At 56.3% G+C, this 25133-nt stretch carries 20 protein-coding genes; 7 read left to right on the plus strand and 13 right to left on the minus strand.

Going from position 1 to position 25133, the window contains the following annotated elements:
• Nucleotides 1-48: 48 nt before the first annotated feature.
• Nucleotides 49-390: a hypothetical protein gene (locus GN111_RS22535; RefSeq protein WP_155305914.1), complete on the minus strand. Its 342-nt coding sequence runs from the start codon at nt 388-390 to the stop codon at nt 49-51.
• 234 nt (nt 391-624) lie between these two features.
• On the opposite strand from GN111_RS22535, the gene GN111_RS22540 reads away from it, so the two are divergent.
• From GN111_RS22540 to GN111_RS22555, 4 genes are all read left to right on the plus strand, one after another.
• Nucleotides 625-1371: an N-acyl homoserine lactonase family protein gene (locus GN111_RS22540; protein ID WP_155305915.1), complete on the plus strand. Its 747-nt coding sequence runs from the start codon at nt 625-627 to the stop codon at nt 1369-1371.
• Between the two features lie 699 nt (nt 1372-2070).
• Nucleotides 2071-4476, plus strand: coding sequence for a 3-hydroxyacyl-CoA dehydrogenase/enoyl-CoA hydratase family protein (locus GN111_RS22545; protein WP_155305916.1), 2406 nt, complete (start codon nt 2071-2073; stop codon nt 4474-4476).
• 15 nt (nt 4477-4491) lie between these two features.
• Entirely contained in the window at nt 4492-5676 is a 1185-nt protein-coding gene (locus GN111_RS22550; protein ID WP_155305917.1) for a thiolase family protein, read from the plus strand.
• Between the two features lie 329 nt (nt 5677-6005).
• Complete coding sequence (locus GN111_RS22555) at nt 6006-7097, plus strand: 3-deoxy-7-phosphoheptulonate synthase (protein ID WP_155305918.1); 1092 nt, start codon at nt 6006-6008, stop codon at nt 7095-7097.
• Here the strand turns inward: GN111_RS22555 and GN111_RS22560 are convergent.
• From GN111_RS22560 to GN111_RS22585, 6 genes are all read right to left on the minus strand, one after another.
• Entirely contained in the window at nt 7094-7531 is a 438-nt protein-coding gene (locus tag GN111_RS22560; protein WP_155305919.1) for a hypothetical protein, read from the minus strand. The genes GN111_RS22555 and GN111_RS22560 overlap by 4 nt on opposite strands.
• A 332-nt stretch (nt 7532-7863) precedes the next feature.
• Complete coding sequence (locus GN111_RS22565; RefSeq protein WP_155305920.1) at nt 7864-8499, minus strand: LysE family transporter; 636 nt, start codon at nt 8497-8499, stop codon at nt 7864-7866.
• A 14-nt stretch (nt 8500-8513) separates the two neighbouring features.
• Entirely contained in the window at nt 8514-9143 is a 630-nt protein-coding gene (locus tag GN111_RS22570; protein WP_155305921.1) for a DUF4126 domain-containing protein, read from the minus strand.
• Between the two features lie 49 nt (nt 9144-9192).
• Nucleotides 9193-10527 carry a YihY/virulence factor BrkB family protein gene (locus tag GN111_RS22575; RefSeq protein WP_155305922.1) on the minus strand — a complete coding sequence of 445 codons (1335 nt, stop codon included), beginning with the start codon at nt 10525-10527 and terminating at the stop codon, nt 9193-9195.
• Between the two features lie 15 nt (nt 10528-10542).
• Nucleotides 10543-12225, minus strand: coding sequence for an energy-dependent translational throttle protein EttA (gene ettA / locus GN111_RS22580; RefSeq protein WP_155305923.1), 1683 nt, complete (start codon nt 12223-12225; stop codon nt 10543-10545).
• 352 nt (nt 12226-12577) lie between these two features.
• On the minus strand, nt 12578-13606 hold the full coding sequence (locus GN111_RS22585) for a 3-oxoacyl-ACP synthase III (RefSeq protein ID WP_197740401.1): 1029 nt from the start codon (nt 13604-13606) through the stop codon (nt 12578-12580).
• Between the two features lie 299 nt (nt 13607-13905).
• Between GN111_RS22585 and GN111_RS22590 the strand changes: the two genes are divergently transcribed.
• From GN111_RS22590 to GN111_RS22600, 3 genes are read left to right on the plus strand one after another with little or no spacing between them, the layout of a single operon-like run.
• Nucleotides 13906-14787: a MaoC family dehydratase gene (locus GN111_RS22590; protein ID WP_155305924.1), complete on the plus strand. Its 882-nt coding sequence runs from the start codon at nt 13906-13908 to the stop codon at nt 14785-14787.
• 5 nt (nt 14788-14792) lie between these two features.
• On the plus strand, nt 14793-16493 hold the full coding sequence (locus tag GN111_RS22595; protein ID WP_197740603.1) for a class I adenylate-forming enzyme family protein: 1701 nt from the start codon (nt 14793-14795) through the stop codon (nt 16491-16493).
• A 19-nt stretch (nt 16494-16512) separates the two neighbouring features.
• On the plus strand, nt 16513-17100 hold the full coding sequence (locus GN111_RS22600) for a TetR/AcrR family transcriptional regulator (protein ID WP_170302416.1): 588 nt from the start codon (nt 16513-16515) through the stop codon (nt 17098-17100).
• A gap of 96 nt (nt 17101-17196) precedes the next feature.
• On the opposite strand, the gene GN111_RS22605 is transcribed toward GN111_RS22600, so the two are convergent.
• The 6 genes from GN111_RS22605 to GN111_RS22630 form a co-directional block, all read right to left on the minus strand.
• Nucleotides 17197-19080, minus strand: coding sequence for a GNAT family N-acetyltransferase (locus GN111_RS22605; protein WP_155305927.1), 1884 nt, complete (start codon nt 19078-19080; stop codon nt 17197-17199).
• 185 nt (nt 19081-19265) lie between these two features.
• Nucleotides 19266-20792 carry an AMP-binding protein gene (locus GN111_RS22610; RefSeq protein WP_155305928.1) on the minus strand — a complete coding sequence of 509 codons (1527 nt, stop codon included), beginning with the start codon at nt 20790-20792 and terminating at the stop codon, nt 19266-19268.
• Nucleotides 20793-21034: 242 nt separating this feature from the next.
• Nucleotides 21035-21631 (minus strand): hypothetical protein, encoded by a 597-nt coding sequence (locus GN111_RS22615; RefSeq protein ID WP_155305929.1) that lies wholly within the window; start codon nt 21629-21631, stop codon nt 21035-21037.
• 47 nt (nt 21632-21678) lie between these two features.
• Complete coding sequence (locus GN111_RS22620) at nt 21679-22491, minus strand: ABC transporter ATP-binding protein (RefSeq protein ID WP_231715534.1); 813 nt, start codon at nt 22489-22491, stop codon at nt 21679-21681.
• Between the two features lie 28 nt (nt 22492-22519).
• A complete protein-coding gene (locus tag GN111_RS22625) occupies nt 22520-23767 on the minus strand; it encodes an ABC transporter substrate-binding protein (protein WP_155305930.1) in 1248 nt (415 codons plus the stop codon).
• A 114-nt stretch (nt 23768-23881) separates the two neighbouring features.
• The gene (locus GN111_RS22630) at nt 23882-24982 is read right to left on the minus strand and encodes a branched-chain amino acid ABC transporter permease (RefSeq protein WP_155305931.1); all 1101 of its coding nucleotides are present in this window, start codon (nt 24980-24982) and stop codon (nt 23882-23884) included.
• Nucleotides 24983-25133: the final 151 nt, after the last annotated feature.

A 25133-nucleotide genomic window follows, 5' to 3' on the forward strand; every position in this document is an offset into this window, starting at 1 on the left:
CGGGGATGCCGTGGATATCGGACCTGTCGGCCCATTATTAGCCGAGCGCTAACGTTTGCGTTTGTCCTTCAATGAGATCACCGTGGCCTTTTCGTCGTGCGGTGGAGACGATGGCTCGACGCCGTCTTCGTCGGAATCGGCCTCTTCCGGCAGGGCGTCGGGACAGACCACTTTTTCCAGACGCATGCGTTTGCCGTTCATGGTAAATTCGTCTCCCATGATATAGCGATCCCGCAGAATCCAGGTGACCACCTGGAGGGGAAGTTGGAGCATCAGCAGCTTGACATGGTACCAGTCTGGCTTGCTGTCCGGAAGAATTTCTTCGATGCGGGCGAAACTCAGGGGCTGATCCTCGAAATAGATCAATACGATATCGTTTTCTGCGGCCATACAAGATTCCTTTGTCATTGTTATCATTGGGCTCCTGTATAGGTGGCAACGGGGATGGTGTCAACAGGGTAACGTGAAGCCGGCGAACGCATTGACGTGCAGGAGCATATGTCCTAAATTGATGAGTATCAACGGAGTACGCTCTCGATTTTAGTCGATGCCATGATCGATCCGTTTTCGTATTCGGCAACGAATCGATTTTGCCGTCTCACCTTTGAAAAAGGAACTCGAACGATGACCCAATATCGCATTCACCCCATCGTCATGGGCACCAAGCAGTTCGACAAGGGCATGATGACCTACCAGCACGATTACGGCAAGCCCTATACCATTCCGATTTACTGCTGGTATCTGGAAGGCGGCCCGCGCAACATCATCGTCGATACGGGCGAAATGAATCCGGTTTGCTCCGCGGACCGGGAACAGGCCATTGGCGGGAAAATCTTCCCCTTTGAAGAGGGGCTGGCGCAATTCGGACTGACGCCGGAGCGCATCGATACGGTGATTCACACCCATCTGCACAACGACCATTGCGAGAACGACTACAAATGCAGCAACGCGGAAATTTTTGTTCACCCCAAAGAACTGGACCATATCCACAACCCGCACCCGCTGGATTTCAGATATGTGGAAGACTATATCGAAGATGTGGAGGAGAACGGACAGATTCGACTCGTCGAGACCGATGGTGAGATCGCCGATGGAATCCGGGTGATGCACACGCCGGTCCATACCGAAGGCGGCCTGACCGTGCTGGTGGAAACGGCCGGCGGTACGGCAGCCATCACCGGCTTTTGCGTGATCAACGAAAACTTTTTTCCGCCCAAACAGATTCGGGCCATGGAAATGGAGGTGATCCCTCCCGGCACTCATGTGAATGCCTATGACGCATACGACATCATGCAAAAGGTAAAGACTTGCGCCGATATCCTGCTGCCGCTTCACGAACCTTCCTTCGCCGATGGCCGAACGATTCCCTGACTGAATATTCATTCATCATTATTCAAAAGTTGAATCTCGCGATTCGGATGACATCCGGCTGTTTTGCACCGGCTCATTTTATCCGAACAATCGTCAATCATTAATTTTTTAAAAAGCTTGTGGCCTGAGAGCAGTAGCAGGAATTTTTTTCCGGCAGACGAATGCGTTCCGAAAGATGTGAATTTAAATTCATTCAATTGCTTGGGGATCATACTTATGGGTACCCTGGATGTTCCGGATAGGGGGTTTTCCCGCATGATCCCGTTTTAAAAGGGTAATATAAATATAGGCACCGCAATACGCCGTGGCGGTCTTTTAAGGCTTGACAGGGGGGTGCTTCCTTGATAAATGAATGAGCGTTCATTCATAAAGGGTTTCATTTTCGCTCAACCTTGTCCGGTTCCATCGAGGCCTTGGTTATCAACAAAGTCCATAACTGTATCCAGAATCCAGCATTGTGTCCGGGATCTTGTGTGGGCCGGGCAGGGTAGAGCGAATCCAAATCCTTTTTCGGTTCCGGCCTCAGCGTTGGCCATCCCGGTATCGGGGAGCGCTGGAAGCGAATTGCCCGACGGAACCCGCATAGAGATGGGTTTCCGCAGGGTTCCGTATTGTGAGCGCCTATCCATCCCATGGATAAGCTATTTGTAAGCGGAAATATGGCCTGAACAAGGCAACTTCAATTTGCAGGAGGGTATTATGACCAGAAAAATCAGGAAGGCAGCGGTCATCGGAAGCGGTGTCATGGGCGGCGGCATTGCGGCGCTTCTGGCCAGTGCCGGTGTGAAAACGCTGTTGCTGGACATCGTTCCGTTCGATCTCAAGGACGAGGAGAAAAGTGACCCGGTCGCCAGGAATCGGATCGCCAAAGCCGGAATGGATACGGTTCTCATGTCCCGGCCGGCGTTGCTCATGCAGCCCAAGGATGCCGATCTGATTTCCATCGGAAACCTTGAGGATGACTTCGACAAACTGGCCGAATGCGACTGGATCGTGGAAGTGGTGGTCGAGAATCTGAAGATCAAGCAGGAATTGCTCAAACGCATCGAACCGGTGAAAAAGCCGGGCGCCATCGTTTCTTCGAACACCTCCGGCATTCCGCTGAAGAGCATGAGTGAAGGTCTCGGCGCCGAATTCAAACAGCATTTTCTGGGAACCCATTTTTTCAATCCTGTCCGCTACATGAAGCTTTTGGAAATCATCCCCGGAGAAGATACCCTTCCCGAGGTTTTGGATTTCATGGCCGACTACGGCGAGCGTGTCCTGGGCAAAGGTATCGTCTGGGCCAAGGACACCCCCAATTTCGTGGGCAACCGCATCGGCGTCCAGGGCATGGTCAAAACCATGCAGCTGATGCTGGAAGACGGCATGACGATTCCCGAGGTCGACGCCCTGTTCGGCCCTGCCATGGGCCGCCCCAAAACCGCCATGTTCAAGACAGCCGATCTGGTCGGCCTGGACACCCTGGCCCACGTGGCCAAGAATACCTATGACCTGGTTGCCGACGACGAGGCCCGGGACGATTTCGTCATGCCCGAATTCGTGGGCAAGATGATCGAAGGCAAAATGCTGGGGAAAAAGACCAAGGGCGGCTTCTATAAAACCGATCTGACCCCAGAATGGAAAAAAATCCGCAAGGTCATCGATCCGGCAACCATGGAACATGGCGAGTACGGCAAGGTGGAACTGCCCTGCCTATCCGCCGCCAAGGCCGCCAAGACCCTGCCCGAGAAGATGAAGGCCGTGGTCTACGGAGACGACAAGGGCGCCAAGTTCGCCTGGAAGGCGATCTCCGCCAACCTGATCTACGCAGCCAACCGGATTCCGGAAATCTCCGATACCATCGTCGAGATCGACAATGCCATGAAATGGGGTTTCAACCTCGAGATGGGCCCCTTCGAGACCTGGGATGCCATCGGCGTGAAAGAGTCTGTGGCCAAAATGGAAGCCGACGGACTTACCGTTCCCGAATCCGTCAAAGCCATGCTGGCCGCCGGTAACGACAATTTCTACAAAATGGAAAACGGCAAGCCCTATTTTTACGATTTTGCCGCCTCCGCCTACCAGCCGGTAAAAATCAGCGACAATATCATTTCCCTGGCCGGCCTCAAGGCCGACAGCAAAACCGTCAAGAGCTGCGACTCCGCCTCCCTGGTGGATCTCGGCGACGGTGTTTTCTGCTGTGAGTTCCACACCAAGATGAATGCGTTAAACGGCGAATTGATTACCTTCATGGGTGAGGCCTTGGAATATGTGGACGCCAACGGCGTCGGCATGGTTCTTGGCAACCAGGCCGGCGGCATGCCTGGAGCGTTTTCGGCCGGTGCCGATCTGACTCAGGTCGCCATGGCAGCGAAAGAAAACCAGCTCGATCAGGTGGAAGCCATGATCCATGAACTTCACAGGGTCGTACAGCTCGAAAAGTACTCGCCTTTCCCGGTGGTGGCCGCACCCTTCGGCCTGGCGCTGGGCGGTGGATGCGAAGTCTGCCTGGCCGCAGACCGGATCGTGGCTCATTCGGAGCTTTACATGGGGCTGGTGGAAATCGGCGTGGGACTGCTGCCCGGCGGCGGTGGCTGCCTCAACCTGTGGAAGAAAATGACCTGCGATATTCCCGCACCTGTGACGGACGTGGATCTGGCCAAGTTCTTCGTTCCGACCTTCATGGCCATTGCCATGGCCAAAGTCTCCATGTCGGCCGCCGAAGCCCGCGCCAACGGCTTCCTCGGCCCCAAGGATCGCATCGTGTTCAACCGTGACTATCTCATCGGGGAAGCCAAGAAAGAGGTCCTCAAGATGGTCGATGAAGGCTACGCACCGCCGGTACGACGCCCCATCAAGGTCTTCGGCGCCGCGGCCCAGGGCATGATCGCCGCCGAGCTGTTCAACATGCAGTCGGCCAAGTACGTCAGCGAATACGACGTGTTTTTGGCCAAACGGATCGCAACCGTGATCAGCGGCGGCGATGTGCGCACCAACAGCTTTGTGGATGAAGAGGTGATTCTCAACCTGGAAAGAGAAACGTTTATCGATTTCCTGAAAGAGGAAAAGACCCTTGCCAGGATCGAGCACATGCTGACTACCGGCAAGCCCCTGAGAAATTAAAAAGGAGGACCCACAATGAGAGATGCATATATCGTTTCGTCCGTCAGGACACCCGGATGCCGGCGCGGCAAAGGGGCTTTGAAAGATACCCGCCCCGAGGATCTGCTCTCCTTCATCATGAAGGCTGCGGTCGAAAAAGCCGGCTCCATCGAACCCAAGGATATCGACGATGTCATGATCGGCTGCTCCTTTCCCGAGGCGGAACAGGGACTCAACATCGGCCGGCTGGCTAACCAGATCGCCGGCTTTCCCATCACCGTTTCCGGCGCTACCGTCAACCGCTTCTGCTCCTCCGGCCTGGAAGCCATTGCTCTGGCCTCTCTGCGGGTCATGGCCGGCTGGTCTGAAATGACCTTGGGCGGCGGCGTGGAATCCATGACTTACGTTCCCATGGGCGGCAATCTGCCCCGCCCTCATCCCGAACATTGCAGGGCCCAGGCGGATCTGTACTGCTCCATGGGCATCACCGCGGAGAACGTGGCCAACCGTTACAACGTCACACGCGAGGACCAGGACGCCTTTGCCTACGAATCACAGATGAAGGCCACCAAGGCCCAGAAGGAAGGCCTGTTCACCGAGATCGTACCCACACCGGCGGCCAAGTTCGTCCTTCAGGAAAACGGCACCTATAAAAAGGAAACCTTCCTTCAGGATTTCGACGACGGCGTTCGCGCCACCACGACTCTGGAGGGATTGGCCAAACTGCGGGCCGTATTCGCCGCCGGAGGATCGGTCACCGCCGGCAATTCCTCCCAAACCACTGACGGAGCGGCAACCAGCATTATTGCCAGCGAAAAAGCCGTCAAGAAATTTGGTCTCAAGCCTATCGCCAAGCTGAAGATGTACACCACCGTAGGCTGCGAGCCGGATGAAATGGGCGTGGGGCCTCGTTATGCCATTCCCAAGCTGTTGGATCTGGCCGGCATGAAGACCAGCGACATCGGCCTTTGGGAAATCAACGAGGCCTTTGCTTCCCAGGCCCTCTACTGCATCCGCGAGCTGGGCCTCGAGAACAGCATGGATATCATCAACATCAACGGCGGCGCCATCGCCCTGGGCCACCCCTTGGGATGCACCGGCGCCAAACTTTGCGCCACCCTGTTGGCCAACATGCAGCGCAAGGGCGTCAAGTACGGTGTGGAGTCCATGTGCATCGGCGGCGGCATGGGAGCCGCGGCACTTTTCGAGCTTTGCGACTAAACCATTTGATATAAAAAGAAAAAAACAAATATAATCGTATAAAAATCAATCAGGCTGCCTTTTTCGGGCGGCCTGATTGATTTTTAAGGTTTGCATGTTCGGAAGACCTGTGATAGTTGCAAAATTGTTCGATCCAAAAAGGAATCTCGTAATGCTTCTCTCAGCAGGCACAAACGCATTTTATTTCGGTTATTATTTTTATTTCAGCCGAGGTGCGCCTGTGGTTCGCTGATTTTTTGATAACAAGGAAAGCGTAAAAGCCGCAGGCAAAAAAGCCTGCGGCTTTTTTATTTGTGAAACACCATTGAAAACCGGAAAGGAGCATCGGCATGCAAAAGACCTATGACATTCGCGTAGCGAAATTCGAACCGCTGATTTCACCCGCTCAACTGAAGGAAGATCTTCCCCTGACCGAAGCGTCCTATGGCACGGTGGTGGAAGGGCGCAAGGCGATTGCCGACATCCTGGAGGGAAAGGATTCCCGGATGCTGGTGATTACCGGCCCCTGCTCCATCCACGACGAGGCGGCGGCCATGGATTACGCCCGACGGCTGCGCGAATTGAGCGCAAGGGTTGCGGAAACCATGCTGCTGGTCATGCGGGTTTATTTCGAAAAACCGCGCACCAATGTGGGGTGGAAGGGTCTGATCAACGATCCCCGGTTGGACGGGAGCTACGATATCAACGCCGGGCTGAAGCGGGCGCGCCACCTTTTGCTGGACATTACCGACATGGGTCTGCCTACCGCCACCGAACTGCTGGACCCCATCGTTCCCCAGTACATTGCCGGACTGGTCTGCTGGGCCGCTATCGGCGCGCGCACCACCGAATCCCAGACCCACCGGGAGATGGCCAGCGGCCTTTCCATGCCGGTCGGCTTCAAGAACTGTACGGACGGCGACCTGTCCACAGCGGTCAATGCCATGATCGCCGCCGGATCGCCCCAGCATTTTCTGGGCATCGATCCCGACGGAAAGTCTTGCAGCGTTACCACTACCGGCAATCCTCACGCCCATCTGGTGCTGCGCGGCGGAAGCCGTCCCAATTACGATTCGGTCAGCATCGGCGAAGCCCGGGGGATACTGGAAGATAAAGGGGTGGCCCGGGCGATCATGGTCGATTGTTCCCATGGCAATTCCAGAAAAAACCACGCCCTTCAGGCCTCGGTCTGGCAGGATGTCATCAACCAGCGTCTGGACGGCAACGATGCCATTATCGGCATGATGCTGGAGAGCAATCTCGAGGCAGGCAATCAGAAAAACACGGGGGATTTGCAGGCTTTGCAATACGGGGTGTCCATTACCGATGCCTGCATCGATTGGGAAACGACCGAACGATTGATTTTATCGGCCCATGAGCAGTTGGTCGGCACGACTGAGTCCGATGGGGGCAACTTTTCCGGTCGATATAAAGTCGCCTAGCGCACGACACCGCCATGGGATTCGATCATGGTCCTCAGGCTCACGAAGTTGGCGCGGACGGTTACCATCTGCAGCCAGATACCGGCAACTTCGAATCCGTTTCTGGACTGGCGGATGTCGACCTTGAACGGGTAGGGATACTGGCGGTCGATTTCGGGAATAATGATGTCGAAGCGGATCGATCCATCCTGGCGCCCCTTGTAGGTGAAAATGCGGTTGCCGATATTCACTTGTTTGCCCAGCTCGAGGACACGCGTCTCTTTGGAAAAACCGATACTGGCGGTATCGGTTTTCGGCAAGGTCATTTTGCGGCCGAAAAAAGTGGTTGGATCCACATTGCCGGTGGTCAGATAGATTAACGAGGCGCTGAACATGATGCCCACGACGCCAAAGAAAAGAATGACAACCCACTTATATGCTTGTGTGCTTTCCATGGCAACTCCTGAGGAAAAGCGGTCTTGCCTGCTCCCGGGGGTGGTTTGGCGCCAACACCCCTCGGCGACAATTTTTAGAAGGTTTGTACAAATGTACTTATTAATGTATAATTTGTCAAATAGAAGTTTTTTATGAAAAGGTATTCATTTGATATTTTAAAAATTAAATAATTCTTGGGTGAACCTTAATGTACGGAATGTTCTTTTGACCGAAGAGGCGAACGCATCAATCCCATATTGCATTATTCGGCCATTCGGGGCTGAATATGAAGAAAAAACGAAGCGAGTGATCACTCTATGCCGTTTGGCCGGGCATCGACACAATCAACGGTTCAGGAGATGAGCTTCCGGACTCCGGAAAATGCGAAGAGGAATGAGAAGGCGATAAGAAAGAGGGCACAGGTGCCGATGAGAATGCGGTAGCTGCGGTCGGACAGCAATTTGCGGCCTTTCCAGACCGCCGTGCTTACGGCGGCATACCAGAACAGGTCCCCCAAAATGTGGCCGCTGAAAAAGGCCACCACCCCCATAATGCCGGCATCCATGCTGTGCAGAATGTATCCCAACCCGATGGTGGCCCACCAGATGCTCCAGTAGGGGTTGGCCAGGCTCATCAAAATGCCGGAAAGAATCAGGTTTTTGCCCTCGGCGTTATCTCCGGCTGTGGTCAGAACCATGGTCGGCAGGGATTTTAGCATGCCGACGCCCATCCAGAGCAATACAGCCGAACCGGCCAGGGCGATGACGATAAAGACCGGCTTCATCTTCAGCACAGGAGCCAGGCCCATGAGCAGGGCCAGCACCAGTGCAAGTTCCAAAACACCATGGCCGACAATTAAAAGCGGGCCGGTCATCATTCCCCGCCGGGGGCTTTCGCTGATAGTGATTGTCAGCAGCGGTCCCGGCATGACGGCGCCGGAGAGTGCGACGATAAAAGAGGTTACAAACAGGGTGATAAACAGGGACATGGTGTCTGCTTCAATCAGGTCAACGGCGGCGGTGCCTGCCGGGGAGAAAATAGCTGTTTGATTTTAGCGGCCAGCATTTTTATCCCCATCCACAGTTTGGGGAGCAGCCAGATCAACAGCAGGATGAACAGGACCAGCAGGACGATGAAAAACCAGGGATGGTTCACCGCCGTCCAGATGCCGCCGATGACCATGATGTCTTCCACGATGGAAGCGGTCCAGTTGGTGAACGGTTCCGGGGAGGCGTTGATCAGCAGCCGGGAGCCGGCTTTGGCGCCGTGGGTACCGGCGGCCAGCGTGCCGCCGAGCAGCGCAGCGGCCAGACTGACTGCTGGGTTGATGTCCCCGACGGCGCCGGCGGCCAGAAGGGCGCCTGCGGGGATGCGGATGAAAGTGTGAATCGTGTCCCAGCCCGTGTCCACGCCGGGCATTTTGTCGGCAACGAACTCCACGGCAAACATCAGGCAGGCGGCGCCAATGACCAGCGGGTTGGCCAGAATCTGCAAATCCGGCGGCAGGGTCATGTTGCCGGTGGCGCCCAGGATGCCCAAGGTGGCGATGGCCGCGTAGAGGTTGATGCCGGCGGCCCAGGCCGCCCCCATGGTCAGGGCGATGATGTCGGTGATTTCGTTGACTTGTTCCATCGTCGATCTTCTCCGGAGAAAAGGGCTTGCAACGGATTTTTGCGATCCATCACAAGTTTTTAATCAAACGGTTGGCGTCGGAACACTCCGACACGGATCGTAACTCCGTCAGGGTCGCGGACAGGGCCTCCATTTCCTGAAGGCGGGGCAACGGCCCGTTGTTCTGCCCCACATCGTCCAGGGCCGCCACCACATCGTTGACGGTGAGACTGCCAATATCCCGGGCCGGCTGCAACGCCGGGTCTCCGTTGGACGGGTCTTCGATTCGCACCAGGATGTTTCCTTTTACCAGAAGATCGGACAGGCTGTCCACCAGGGCTGGAGAAAGGGCCAGCGAATCGGCAATCTGATCGGTGGTCTGGGCCGGCTTGCCTTTTTGAAACAAGCTCACGACATGGCGGCAGATGGCCAGGGCCAAAAGCCGGGTCCGGGCCATGCTCATTTTTCGTCCGCCATCGGAGCCGTCCATGTGATCTGCATTCTGGTAACCATGGGAAATTTCCGCACCCACCAGGACGATGATCCAGCTTATCTGCAGCCACAGCAGGAACATGGGCAGGGCGGCGAAGCTCCCGTAAATGGCGTTGTACTTGGACACCAGAAACTGAAAATAAATGTAGGCCCCCTGAACGATCTGGTAGGCGCTGCCGGCGATGAAGCCGGCTAAAAGTGCGCCGTCAAAGCGCACCCGGGTATTGGGCATGATGATATAGACCAGGGTAAATAAAATCCAGATGAGGGCGTAGGGCAGCAGTTTAAGGCCAACGGTAATGGCCGTGCCCGCCACCTCCGTCATTCCGAAGCGGCCGGACATGGCCGTGACCTGATGCGTGATAAAAACGGTAACGCTGCCGGACATGATCACCAGCACCGGACAGATCAGCGTGATGGTGACATAGTCGCTCAGTTTTCGGATAAACGGGCGTGAACGAACGTTCCAGATATGGTTGAATGAACTTTCGATATTGCCCAGCACTTTGATGACGGACCAGATGAGAACCACGATGCCGATGCCGGCGATCATGCCGCCTTTCGTGTTTTCCAGCATGTTCTGGGCAAAACCGATGATTCTCTGGACCACCTCCTGCTGGGCGGCGAATTGCTCAAGCAGTTCCTGCTGAAGCCTTTTTTCGAACCCGAAGCCTTTGGCGATGCCGAAGGCCATGGCGGCGACAGGGACAATCGAGAGCAGCGTGAAAAAGGTCAGGGCTGAAGCGCGCAGGGTCCCTTGATGGCGTGCAAAGCCCCGAACCGAAAGAACCATTGTGCGCACCAGCCGGATCGGCAGCCACTTGAGGGCTGAATAGTCCCGGCGCTCTGCCTGCCAGAGGGTCGTGGTGAAAAATGCTGTCAGCCGGTTCAATGGCGTCCTGGTTTTTTCCATGTCCGTTTCCAGGGGTTAACGGGTCAACTGCCTGTACTTGATGCGATGCGGCTGGTCGGCGGCGGTGCCAAGCCGCTTTTTTCGGTCTTTTTCGTAGTCGGAATAGTTGCCTTCGAACCAGACCGCCCGGCTGTCGCCTTCAAAGGCCAGGATGTGGGTGGCGATGCGGTCCAGAAACCAGCGGTCGTGGCTGATCACCACGGCGCAGCCGCCGAAATTCTCCAGGGCCTCTTCCAGGGCGCGCATGGTGTTGACGTCCAGATCGTTGGTCGGTTCGTCCAGCAGCAGTACATTGGCGCCGGATTTGAGCATGCGGGCCAGATGCACCCGGTTGCGCTCGCCACCGGAAAGCACGCCGACCTTTTTCTGCTGGTCGCTGCCGGAGAAGTTAAAGCGGGCCACGTAAGCCCGGGAGTTGACCTGGCGGTCGCCCAGTTGGATGGTATCGTTGCCGTCGGAAATCATCTCCCAGATATTTTTCTCCGGGTCGAGTACGTCCCGGCTCTGGTCCACGTAGGCCATGCGGACCGTTTCGCCGGTGGCGATGGCCCCTTTGTCCGGTTGCTCCTGGCCGGTAATCATTCGAAACAACGTCGTTTTTCCGGCGCCGTTCGGTCCGATGACGCCCACGATGCCGCCGGGAGGCAGACGAAAGCTCATGTCTTCCACCAGCAGCTTCTCCCCGTACGCCTTGGACACTCCCTCGGCTTCGATGACGACATTGCCCAGCCGGGGACCGGGAGGAATATAGATCTCCAGTTCCTTGGCCAGCCGCTCGCTCTCCTGCCCCAGCAATTTTTCGTAGGCCGAGATGCGCGCCTTGGACTTGGCCCGACGTCCCTTGGGCGCCATGCGAATCCACTCCAGTTCCCGTTGAAGGGTTTTCTGGCGATCGGATTCGGATTTCTCCTCTTTGGCCAGGCGGTTTTGTTTCTGCTCCAGCCAGGAACTGTAGTTGCCTTTCCAGGGAATGCCATGGCCCCGGTCCAGCTCCAGAATCCAGCCGGCCACGTTGTCTAAGAAATAGCGGTCGTGGGTAACGGCGATGATGGTGCCGGCATACTGCTGCAGATGCTGCTCCAGCCAGGCCACGGATTCGGCGTCCAAATGGTTGGTAGGCTCGTCCAGCAAAAGGATGTCCGGCTTTTTCAGCAGCAGGCGGCACAGGGCCACCCGGCGCCGCTCGCCGCCGGAGACCACGTTGACCGGCGTATCGGCCGGCGGACAGCGCAGGGCGTCCATGGCCATTTCCAGGCGGGCGTCCAGATCCCAGGCATCCAGGGCGTCGAGTTTGTCCTGGACCTCGCCCTGGCGCTGGATCAGCTTGTCCATCTCGTCGTCGGACATGGGCTCGGCGAACCGCTCGTTGATCCGGTTGAATTCTTCCATCAGATCCACGGTTTCCTGAACGCCTTCCTGAACGATTTCGCGAACGGTTTTGGTTTCGTCCACCAGCGGTTCCTGTTCCAGATAACCGATGGTGTATCCCTTGGACAGGATGGTTTCGCCGTTGAACTCGGTGTCCACGCCGGCCATGATTTTCAGCAGGGTGCTCTTCCCGCTTCCGTTGAGCCCCAGCACGCCGATTTTCGCGCCGTAAAAGTAGCTCAGGGAGATGTCCTTGATGACCGGTTTTTTATCGTAGAACTTGCTGACACGGATCATGGAATAGATGACTTTATTGGGATCGGTACTCATGGTTCGTTTTTCCTGTTTATAGAAATGGTTAGGGAGATAGCAGAACGGTGTTGGCCCCGGTGTCCGCAGGCCCGGCAAATCCAGGTAGCCGACTAACTGGTCGATTATTCAACGATAATCCGAAGAAAGTCAAATGCGGATTTCGTTTGGCGCAGCTTTGGATTTGGGCAGGAAATTGGATTTTTTAGAACCGGGGTATCCGGCTCAAAAACTACTCTGCTACACTTGATAAATTCGTAATAAGTGTCCGGCTCGTCATGCCGGACTTGGTCCGGCATCCAGAACATATTGAAATCACAATATTTAGACGCAAGAAAACCAACACGTGCCGGCCGACCTGGTGCGGCATTCGCTACCAGGCTACGCTCATCATGGAGCAGTTGAGCCCGCTGCCGATGCCCATCAACGCAACGTGATGGCCCGCTTGAATGCGGCCGGAATCGGCGGCCTGGCTCAAGGTAATGGGCACCGCCGCAGGTCCGATGTTGCCCAGGGTCGGAAAATTGAGATGATGCTTTTCCGGCGTCAATCCCAGTTTTTCGTTGAGTACGTCCATGTTGCGCTGGCTGACCTGATGGGGCATGTAGGCGTCGATTTCGGCATCGCTCCAATTGGACAGGGTGCTGCAGGCCAGTTCCCAGGTTTTTTTTGCCAATTCAACGCCGAAGATCAGAACCTTGGAGGCATCGGCGGTCATGTAGGTCCGCTGGCCCAGGCAAAGCCGGCTGTGCCGGGTGGCCGCCCGGGTCACCGATCCTTTGACCGCATGGCCCGATGTGGCCAGGTCCTTGCGGCAGACGATCATGGCCACCGCTCCCGATCCCAGGGTCAGGGTGGCGAACTGCTCTCGAAAAGATTCGGCCGTGGCGTCTGGTTTCTGCAAACGATCGATGGTGGACTCGACCACTTCCCGTGAATTCTCGCCGTCCACGATAAGGCCATAGTCCAACACGCCGGCGTCGATCATCAATCCTACACTGGAAATGGCATTTACGAATCCCAAACAGGCGTTGCCCACGTCGTAGTTGATGCAGTGGTCGGCCAGCCCCAGGTTGCCGTGCACCAGGCTGGCCACGGAAGGCTCGATGTAATCCTTGGATACCGAGGTGCTGATCAAACAGCCGATGGCATCCCGCGAAATACCGGATTTGGCCAGGACTTTCTCGGCGGCCAGGGTGGCCACGTCGCTGGCCTGCTGATCGGCATCCCAGAAGCGTCGTTCGCGAATACCGGAGAGTCCTTCGATCAGTCCGGGCTTGATTCCGATTCGCTCCATGGTTCCGGCCAACTGGGATTCGATTTCAGCGGAGGTGACAATGGTGGACGGCAGTGCGCATTCCACGGCTTCTATGGCGACATTTTGAAAAAAGATGGGTTTCATGCTTTTCCTTTCAATCCATCCAAAACCATCGGTATCGTAAAAAGGCACCGTTTCTACCGTCCCGGTTCATAGCATGGTTGTACAAGGGAAACAAACAATCCGCGTTGAATGGGAAGGATCGAAAATCGTTTTTCGGCAGGCCTTCCACCTATGGGACATTCCGGATCGCTTAAATAATAAAACAATGTTTTAATAATTGACATCCAAATAAAACATTGTTTTATAGATATGAAGATCGTGCCTTGCCCGGATCGGCCGGATGGATTCAATGACCCCCTTCAAAGAATAGTGAACCGCTCATGAAGATCGATTCTAGCTACGTCGGCACGCCATTGAAAATGTACGAAACAGCTGTCTTTCCTCGTGACACGATGAATTTCGCCGCCGCCATCGCGGACCACAACCCGCTCTATTTCGACGACGAACGCGACGGGGGGCCCGTCGCCCACTCCATGCACAGCGTTGCCGTGACCTGGCCCATATTGGAGCATATCGACGCATACATCGATCTGAATTCGTTTCCTCGGGAAATCCTGTTGACCCAGGTTCATTACAGCGAGCACCTGATCCTGCATCGGCTGATGGTTCCCGGGGACCAACTGAAGATAGACGGGCAAATCGCTGCTATCGTTCCCCACCGGGCAGGCACCCACATGATCATTCGCCTTTCGGCGCGCGACGCCTGCGACGAACCGGTCTTCACGGAATATATCGGTGCCCTGATGCGCGGCGTCACCTGCACGGACCCGGGCCGCGGCGCGGACACGATTCCGGAGTTGCCGGCGGAAGCGGCCGGACCGCCCTTTTCATGGGAATCGTCCATGACCATCGACCCCCTGCTGCCCTATGTCTACGACGGCTGTACCCGCATCCATTTTCCCATTCATACCTCCCGCAAGTTCGCCCGGCAGGTGGGCCTGCCGGATATCATTCTCCAGGGTACGGCCACCCTGTCACTGGCCGTCAAAGAGATCGTCAACCGGGAAGCGGCCTCCGACCCGCGGCAGCTCCGATCCATCTCCTGCCGTTTTACCGGAATGGTGATGCCGGGCGAAACCATCGTCCTGCAGGTGAACAGTAGCGACCACCACGGAAATGTTCGTTTTCAGGTACGAAACAGCCAGGGCCGGTTGGCGATCAGCAACGGCCATATCCAACTCAACCGACAGGAGGCCCCGTGAACGCCATGAAAGAGCTGCCGCTGTTGAACGACTATATCGACTACTGGGCTGAGCGGAAACCGGACCAGGCGGCCATGATCCAGCACGAAGACGGCAAGACCGTATCTTACAGGCAATTCCGGACCTTCATCGACTACTTCGCCCTTCGCCTGCTGGACATGGGCATCCAAAAAGGCGACCGGGTGGCGACGCAGCTGGTACTGGTTCCGGAGCACGTCATGTTGATGTACGCCTGCTTCAAAATCGGCGCGATCATCGCCCCCCTGGACTTGAGACTGAAGAAGGAGGAGGTTGTCCGCGACATCAACAAGATCGCGCCCAAGGCCTTCTTCTTCCTCGGCAACACGCCGGTCACCGATTTTCGTGAAATCGGCCGGGCGGTCAAAGCCTCCTGTCCCGGCGTCGACCACCTGGTACAATTCACCCCCGATCCGAAGCCAGGAGATATCATCGAGGGCGCCATCGGCATAACAGAGATGATGAGAAAAGGACGCCTGATCCGGCTGAAACTCGCCGACCTGTTCCTCGGGCGCCTGAAGAAAGCCTGCGCGCATATCGATGCCCGCACCCCGGCCCTGATCATTTACACCACCGGCACCACCGGGGAGCCGAAGCCGGCCGTGCTCTGTCACAAAAACATCATCGTCCAGAACCGGATCCTCGAACGGGGCGTCGGCCTGGCCGATCCCGACGACGGCCCGGCCTACGTCACCCTCATCAATCTTCCCCCAAGCCATGTCGGCTGTGTGACCGAAACGATGATGACCACTTTCTTCAAGGGCGGTACGGCGGTCCTGCTGCGAATCTTCGACGTGGAAGCCACCCTGGCGGCGATCGAGAAGCACAACGTGACACTCCTGGGCCAGATCCCCACCCAGTTTCGCATGCTGTGGAACCACCCCGACTATTCATCCTACGACCTCTCCAGCCTGAAATATGTTGCCTATGCCGGTTCAGCCGGCGATACGGCCTTCCTTACACGGCTGTCGGTCATGGCCCCCGCCTTCGGCACTGGCCTCGGTATGACTGAAAATGCCGGTTTTGCCACATTTACGCCGCCGGGCATCTCCGTCGAGGAGATGGCGGGTCAGGTAGGGAGGGCCTTTCCCGATCTGGCCGACGTCACCATCCGCCGGCCCATGACCCCGGATGGCCGTGCCGGTGAGGAAATGCCCATCGGAGAGACCGGTGAGATCTGCTACCATCCGCCCATTGTCTTCCTGGGATATTTCAACCAACCGGAGGAAACGGCCAGGGCAATTTCAAAAGAGGGGATTCTCTACACCGGCGACCTGGGATACTTCAAGGATATGGGCAGCTACCAGGCGCTCTACCTTTCGGGCCGGCGCAAGTTCGTCATCAAGCAGAAAGGCTACAATGTCTTCCCCAATGAAGTGGAAGAACACATCGCACGGCTCGACGGGGTGAGCATGGTGGATGTCATCGGCGTCAAACACGCCCTGTTCGATGAGGGGATTTTCGCTTTCGTTCGCCTGCAACCGGGGGCGGAGCTGACGGCCGATCAACTCATGGACCACTGCAAAGCGATTGCCGCCTATAAACGGCCGCAGCACATTGAAATATGGCCCCACGACAAGGAGTTTCCGTTGACCCGCAGCGCCAAAATCGACAAACTGCAACTGGCCGACATGGCGGCAGATGTCGTCGAACGCCTTAGACAAGCGGGAAGATGGGACGCCGCATAAAAAGGGAAGGATTTCCCCAGTGAAAGACAACATCGCAAGTATCCCCGGCAAACTGAAAGAGAGGCTTTACCCCGCCGTCCTGGCGCTCTTCTTTGATAACGACTTCCACCGGGTCAACATTCGGGAGATATCCAAGCAGACAGGCGTCAGTTCGGGAACGATCTATAAATATTTTTCCTCCAAAGAAGATCTCATCTTTACCATCCTCGATGAAAAAATCGCCGAAATCGGAAAAGCCATCACGCTTCACATCGCCGGTCTCGAAGAGATTAAAGAGGTGCTTCGCAAAGTGTTCTGGGTCACCATGGATTTCTACGACAAGAACCCGGGCGTGGCGGTCACCGCCTTCATCACCGTTCCCACGCGCAGCTGGATGAAAGAGAAAAGCTACCGCGGCGTAGAGCATGCGGCCCTGCGGGAGTTGCTCGACAAGGCCCGGCAAACGGGCGCCATCGACCCTGCAATCTCAAACCGGCAAATTGTCGACCTCTATTACATGTTCTGCTACCGGCAGATCCATCAATGGTATTACTTCGGCATGAAGCGGAAACTGGTCGACACCATCCCCGAGTTCTTCGAGTTGTTCTGGAAAGCGGTCCAGCCCTGAATGATAAAAACCTGGCCCTGCTGGTTCGGGAAAACGGATCATTGAAACGGATGGCCGCTACCGGTGGAAGTGAACCCGGCTGTTGCAAGGGGCGACTCAGGCATGAACGGCGGGCTCGTCGAATCGACACCGGAGGACAAGCATTTCATCTTCCTTACCGGTTTCGATTTGATACGGCAGCTTTTCGAAAAGACGGATCATGCCCTGGTTTTCGGGTGCGGTATAGGCATAAAGACCGGCGATTCCATTGCTTCGAGCGCCTTCGGCGAGCTTTTCCTGAATCAGGCCCCCCAACCCTTTGTGCTGCCATTTTCCGGAGATCGAATAGGCGACTTCGGCCATGTTGACAGCCGGATCGAGAAGGTATTCTCCGATGCCGATCACACGGCCAAAACCGGATTCGCCCACCACGGCAACGATGGTCAGGTTGTTGATGTAATCCACCTGGGACACCTTCTCCGCCTCCTGGCCGTTGAAGCGCTCTTTGCGATGAAAAAAACGGGCGACGACATCATCGGGGTCCAGGTTGTAGAAGTGCTCCTGGATGCGGCGGGCATCCACCGGTTTGGCCGGCCGGATGGTGACCGCTTCTCCGTCGATTTCGAGCATTTTTTCCAGGCGTAGCGGATAGACGCCGGTAATGGTCCCTTTTTGAAGCTGCTCAATGGCCAAAAGGCCCATGCGCCGGGCATGGCTGAAGAGTTCATCGCGAAAATCGGGATGGGCGATGCTGATCAAGGCCAGGGCGCGCTCCTGAAGGCTCTTTCCGAAAAGATTGACAACGCCGTACTCGGTGCAGATGTAATTGACGTCGCTACGGGGAACGACCACGGCCGTGTCGTCCAACATCGGTACGATGCGGCTTTTTTTGCCCTGCATGGTGGTGGCCGGAAGGAGCAGAAGCGATTTGCCGCCTTCGCTCATGGCCGCGCCGCGGATGAAGTCGACCATTCCGGTGATTCCGGAAAAGTGATTGTAGGGCAGGGCATCGGCCGCTACCTGGCCGGTCAGATCGACGGCCATGGCTACGTTGATCGCCACCATCTTGTTGTGCCGGGAGATGATGGCCCCGTCGTTGACATAATCCGACGGGTGAAACTCGATCACGGGATTGTCGTTGATGAATTCGTACAGGTTTTCGGAGCCCACGGCGCTGCTGGCCACGATTTTGCCGTCATTGAATCCCTTGCGGCGATTGGTGATTACGCCCCGCGAGAAAAGGTGCATGACGGGGTCGGTAATATATTGGGTATGAACGCCCAGATCGTTCTTGTCCTTCATGGCCGCCAGGGTAGCTTTGGGCGTCGTGCCGGGTCCGATCTGGATCGTCGATCCGTCGTCGATGAGGCGGGCGATCAATTGCGCGATGGTGTCGGCGGCGTTGGAATCGGGGGTGGTGCCCAGGGTGATCAGGGGTTCCTCATACTCCACGAACAGGTCGACATCGTCCACATGAAGGAAGCTGCGGCCCAATACACGCGGCATGCGCGGGTTGACCTGGGCAATCACCAGGTCGGCGGACAAAGCGGCGGCAAGGGTGATGTCCACCGCAACCCCCAGGCTCAGGCAGCCGAAATCGTCCGGCGGTGTGGTCTGGATCAGGGCCACATGGATGGGCATCCGTCGGCTCTTAAACAGCTTGGGTACCGCCGAAAGGTTCATGGGCGTGATGAAGCGGCTGTGGCGGGCAATGGCTTTGGGTTTGGCCGAACCGGAATAGAATTGGCGAATATTGAGGCTGCTGCCCCTGCTCTTGTTGGCGATCAGGGTCAGGGGCGTCGTTTCCAGGGACATGAGGCGAACGATCTCCAGGTCGGCCAGGTCGGCCGATGCATTGGAGAGCACCCGCACCAGATGTTGGGGCTCGCCGCACGACGAACCGATGAACACGCGTTGGCCCGGCCGGATCCGTCCGATAGCCTCGGTCGCCTTGCAGGTTTTCTTGACGTAATCGTCGGCCCAGTATGAAGGTTCGCCCATGGATTTATTTTTGACGGCTTCGTAAAAAGCCCGATATCGGCGTTACGCTTCGTCCCTCGTCAGTGCGGAGTACGTTTTGGTACGCCTCTTTCCTCGGGACTCGCAAGCCTTGATCTCGACCTTTTTACAAAGCCGTCTATGAAAAACGACTTTTTACGCGCAACATTGTTTGGCCTCAAAAAAAATCAGGAGTTGCCGGGCTGCTTGCCCCCATAACGCTGTTTGACCGCTTCGCGATCAATGGCACCGTCTTTTTCCGGAAGCGATTCCACGAAATCGACATATTGCGGTTTCTTGTACCGGGCAATGCGCTGGCCTACAAATTCGATCAACTCCCCGGCCGTGACCGACTGGCCCGGTGCGCATACACAGACCGCCTTAATGGCCTCTTTCCATTTGGGATCGGGTATTCCGAACACCACGGTCTGCGACACCGCCGGATGTTCCAGGATGACCTTCTCCACCTCGGCCGGGTAAACGTTCTCGCCGCCGGGTTTGATCAACTCCTTTTCCGGCTTGCGACCAGCATACCATAAAAAGCCCTTTTCGTCGAAGCGGCCCAAATCGCCGGTGTGGTGCCTGCCGTTGCGAAAGGTCTGGTCGTTGTCTTTGTCCAGATTCCAATATCCCTTGAACACCATGGGGCCCTGCAGGGTGATTTCACCCGCCTGGCCAGGCGGCACCGGGTTGTCCGCATCGTCCACGAGTTCCACTCGCCCCAGCGGGATGGCGCGTCCGGCCGAACCGGGGCAGTCGTCGTAGCGGCCCATGGTGGTCAGGCAGGACGTCTCCGTCTGGCCGTACATCACATAAAAACAGCCGCCGGTGGTTTTCCGGTAGCGTTCGATGGTTTCGGGCGTATCCAGGCCCATGACCGCCCGCAACGACGAGATATCGGCCCCGTTTTTCTCGCCGGCGTCAAGAATGGATCCAAGGATGGGTGAGAAGTCGAAAAGAAGGGATGCCTTGTGTGCGGCGATCAGGTCGACGGCCTTGTCCGCATCGAATTTGGCCATATTGATATTCAACGCCCCGGCATGGAAGGCACAGACCGCCATGAACAGCCCGGCAACATGGAAAAGCGGCAGCAGATTCAGGTGCACGTCGTCCGGAGATAGATTGAAGCAATGGTTCAGGTGCAGACTGGCACACAGCAAATTGGCATGGCTGAGCAAGGCGCCGCGCGGCCTTCCGGCTACGGCGGCCGTGTGGATGATCACCAGGCCGTCGTTTGCCGACACCGGTTCTCCGGAAAAGGGAGCGTCATCCAGTAAATCGTCGAAGGCGTCCAGAGGGCCGTTATCGGTCAGGTTGATGAATCGATCAACCGAGGGGAGTCGATCGCGCAGGCTTGTGATCGTCTCCCCGAATTCGTTGTCTGCGAACACCATTTTCGGTGTGCAGTCGTCGAGGTTGAAGGCCACCTCGTTTTCGGACAGACGCCAGTTGACTGCGACCACAATGGCCCCCAAAGCAGCGGCGGCCCCATACAGCGTGAAGAAGGCGAGACTGTTTTTCCCCACCACACCGATGCGATCTCCGGAACGGATGCCTGCCTTTTGCAAACCGGCGGCCAGACAGTCCACCTGGGTTTTGAACGCTGAGAAATCAGTGGTGGCGCCGGTTTCCGCCTCGAACCATGCCGGTTTGCCGTCATAACAAACTGCGTTGCGATGGATCAGATCATAAAAGGTAAAGTCGTAAAGCCCCATGTGCTACTCCGGAAATGCTGCTTTTTACGAGTTCGTCAACGTTGTATTGTTTTAATGGATTACAGCAGGAACGCTTTCGTGAGAACGATATCCACCCTTCTTTCGAAACCGGCACGTTGAACAACAAACGGGCGCATTCGAAAATTAACCGTTGCGTATGAATGGATTCTGGCTGTCCCGATGCATCGGCGCTCCCATTTAAACGTTCTCGATGGGTTTGCCGATGCATCATTGAAACGGTCTCAGGGAAAGGTCGCCTCGAACGTGGACACCTTGACCAGACTGTCGGCCTTGAAGACGGCAGCACCGCCGCTGACGGTAACCGGGACTTCGTAATTCGGTATGCCGGTCCACCATTTCTCCAGGGCCGCCCAGGCGTTGGTCCCTTTTTCCTTGAGCTTGAAGCCGCCGGTCACCAGCAGGCTCAACAGCGACTGCCGGACGTCGAAGTGGGCATGAACAAGCACCTGGTTGGTCATTCCCGGCGGGATCCACTGGGTCGCATGGGTGCTGACCGTATTGAGTTCGAACTCTTCGAACAGAACGGAAAATTTCAGGCTTTCCATCTGCACGGGAAACGGATTGGGGTTTTCCACGTTAAAGGTGAAGGCCAGGTCCAGGGGGGCGCCGACATTGTCCGGCTTGCCCTTGGTGGGTTCGACCTTGTTTGAAAAATACCAGTATCCGAAGGCATGGGCCACTTCCATATTGTCCAGGGTGACCACCGGCGCCTGGAAATTGCTCTCGGTCGGTTTGGCCGCCATCCCGGCACATCCCGAAAAAAAGGCCACGACAAACAGGATGCTCAAGAATCTCAACAGTACTCTCTTTTTACACATGTTCTCCCCCTTTATATATGAGAGTGAGATGTTTTTTAAATTGGTTTTTAGGCAAGCCACCTCTTTCTGCGCTTATAGTGTTTGACGTCTCGAAAACTCTTCCTGCCTCCAAAATCGGTCATACCGAGGTAGAAATCCTTGATGTCCGGATTTTCGCGCAGTTTTTCGGCCGAATCGTCCATGACGATGCGTCCGGTTTCCATGACGTAGGCATGGGGTGCCACATTGAGGGCCAGCTTGGCGTTCTGCTCAACCAGCAGGATGGAGATTTTCTCGTCACGATTGAGCTGTTGGATGATGTTGAAAATCTCATGAATCAGCAACGGCGCCAGGCCCATGGAGGGTTCATCCAGCAGGATCAGCTTTGGGCTGGTCATCAGCGCCCGGCCGACGACGGTCATCTGCTGCTCACCGCCGCTGATGAATCCGGCTGTCTCGTTGCGTTTTTCCTTCAGGCGCGGGAAATAGTGGTAGACCATTTCCAGCCCCTCCTTGATGGAGCGGCCGTGCTTTTTCATGTGGGCGCCGACCTTGAGATTTTGTTCGACGGTCAGGTGCTCGAACACCCGGCGGCCTTCGATCACCTGCACGATCCCCATCTTGGCGATCTTCTCGGCCCCCAACTTGTCGATGCGCTGGCCCATGAACTCGATGGAGCCGTCGGTAACCGCTCCGTCCTCGTGCTTCAGCAGGCCCGAAATCGCCTTCAAAGTCGTGCTTTTTCCGGCACCGTTGGCGCCCAGAAGGGCGACGATGCCGCCCTCGGGAACCTCGATGGAGACGCCTTTCACCACAAGGATCACTTCGTGGTATTTGACTTCAATGTTGTTAATCTTCAGGATCGTATTCTCTTCGGACAAAATGGTACCCTCCCGTAGGATGCCGGTTTTACCAACCCAGCCACTCTTTTTCCCACTTTTCCGGCCATCTTTTTTTCAAGTCGACCGCATCGATGAGCGTGAACGCGCCGTTTTTGTATTCGTAGATCTTGGCTTCGCTCTGGGAGCGATGATCCGTGGGGGTGAAAGTCGCCGGTGCGACGCCCAGTCCGACCTCGAATCCTTTCATGGTTTCGAAACCCTTTTTCAGGATGCCTTCGCCGCTCAGATCGCCGGCCTTGTCGGCCCGTTTCAAGGCCTCGGCCAGTCCGAGAGCGTTGGCCCACGCCTGGACGGTGTGAATGGTTCTCTTTTCCTGGGGAATTCCCGGGTTGTACTTCTTGGCGTATTCGACCACTTTGTCCATCAGCTTCACATCCAGCCCGTAAAATGCCCAGGGAGCACACCCGATGGCGCCTTCGGCTGCCTTGCCGGCCAGTCTGGGAAGGTTTTCGTCAAACCCCCAGCATTTGATCAGGTTGTCCGCACCAAGTCCAAGTGCGTAGGCATCGCGCAGGGTGGCCGCGACCGACATCACCGTATTGGTGTGCAGCACCACGTCCGGCTTGAACTCTTTCAGGGATAGAATCTGGCTCTTGGTGTCGATGGCGAACAGGGAAACGTCCTGATCGGGTCCGATGTCAAAGCCGAGGATGGTGGCCTGGTCCTTGGCGGCCTTGATGGAAGAACTGGAAAACGGCGAAGCGAACATGTAGCACATGGCGATGCGGGGTTTCCGTTTGCCGTAGTCCGGGTTGTTGGGCCACTTTTTGTCGAACCAGGATGTAATCAGTCCCCGGGACTGGGTCGAATAGTCGGTGGAGAAGAACAGGTTGTAGGGGGTTTTCGTGGGATCGCACAGGTGGCCGGAATAAGAGGCCGACACATAAGGGATCTTGTCCTTGGCTACCGTCGGCGCCAGCGCCTCGGTATCTCCGGTGCCCCAGCCCAGGATCGCCGCGCATTTCAACCGTTTGAACAGGTTATATTTGGTCAGCGCTTCGGGAATGCGGTATCCGTAATCAAACTGATACAGTTTGATTTTTTTGCCGTTGATGCCTCCCGTATCGTTGATGTAGTGAATCGCCTCGGCGATTCCCAGGGCATAGTCCTTGCCGACATCGGACGTGGCACCTGTCATGTCGTTGAGCGCCCCGATCTTGATATCCGCTGCCCCCGCAAAGGGTGAAAAACCCAAAAACAGCACCGTAATCGTTGCCAAGATAAAAACTTTGGCCCAAACATGTTTCGTGTTCATCGTCCTCCCCTTTCATTCAAAGCTTGGCTGTAAAGAAACCCCGATCCTCCTGCCTGCTGAATCACCTCCTCGTTTGCTTCGGTTTGCCGATTTGCAGCCGGTTCTTGCAAGCGGCTAATAGGAAAACGGCCACAGGTTGAAATAGTTTTTGCTCTGCCACCAGCGGTAGGCCAACCCGTTGGGTTCGAAAATCATGAATATACAGATGGCCAGACCGAAGGCGGCTTCCTTGATGAACAGAAAGTCCATCAGCAGTTTCGGAAAAGTGTCCGCCAGCGGCATGACGGCCAGCTGGAGGGCCTCCATGATCACCACCATGAATATGGAGCCGAAGATCGCCCCATGCACGGAACCGACCCCGCCGATGAGGATCACACCCACCAGCCACAGGGACCAGAACCATGGAAAATGCTCGGGGCTGATGGCGGCCAGGTTGCTGATCCAGAACGCACCGGCGATACCGCCGATGGCGCCGGCCACGAAAAACGCCAGCAGCTTGTACTTGATGACATTGATGCCCATCACTTCAGCGGAGATGTCGTTGTCCCGGATGGCCACCCAGGCCCTGCCGGCCCGCGAACGGAGAAGATTCACCACCGCGACGACGCAGGCGATCACCAGAACGAGCATCATGAAATAGACTTTCAGGTCGCTGTCGATCACCCAGGGACCGACCTTGATGGTTCCCGGAGGCAGGGAAAATGCCTGGCCCCGGCCGCCGATCTGGCTGATGTACTGGGTGATGATAAAATCGACGGTAATGAACTGGGCTGCCATGGTGGTCAGAATCAGGTAAAAGCCTTTGACCCGGGCCGACGGCAGGCCGAACAGGACGCTCCAGATCCCTGCGACGAAGGCTGCGATAACGATACTTGCGGGATAGGCCAGTCCCCACTGCATCATCCAGGCCGGCCATGGAAACTCCAGGATCAGCAGCGTGCTGGTGTAGGCGCCCACCGCCAGAAAAGCGGCGTGCCCCAGGGTGACCTGACCGCAGAACCCGATGAGCAGTTGGACGCCCAGCGCCCCCAAAATGGTGTATCCGATCTGATTGCAGACGCTGAGACCATAGGAATCCGCGAAAAAAGGAATCACGAAGAACAGGATGACGGCCAGCAGGACCATTTTGCCGCGGATGAATTTGGTCTGCCACCAAGCATGATCCTGTGCATAGGTTTCATGATACACTCCGCAGGGAAGCCAGGTTGTCGACATAAAGGACTCCTATTTAATGAATTTGGTCTTGGACTCGTTTAACTTTGCAGAGGCGTCATGTCGGACTTGATCCGGAATCCAGAACCTGTCGCATTGGCTGGATTCCGGCTTTCGCCGGAATGACGGGAAAAGGAAAATTTGTCGATTCCCA

It is taken from the genome of Desulfosarcina widdelii, from assembly GCF_009688965.1.
In the GTDB taxonomy this organism is placed as follows: Bacteria; Desulfobacterota; Desulfobacteria; order Desulfobacterales; family Desulfosarcinaceae; genus Desulfosarcina; species Desulfosarcina widdelii.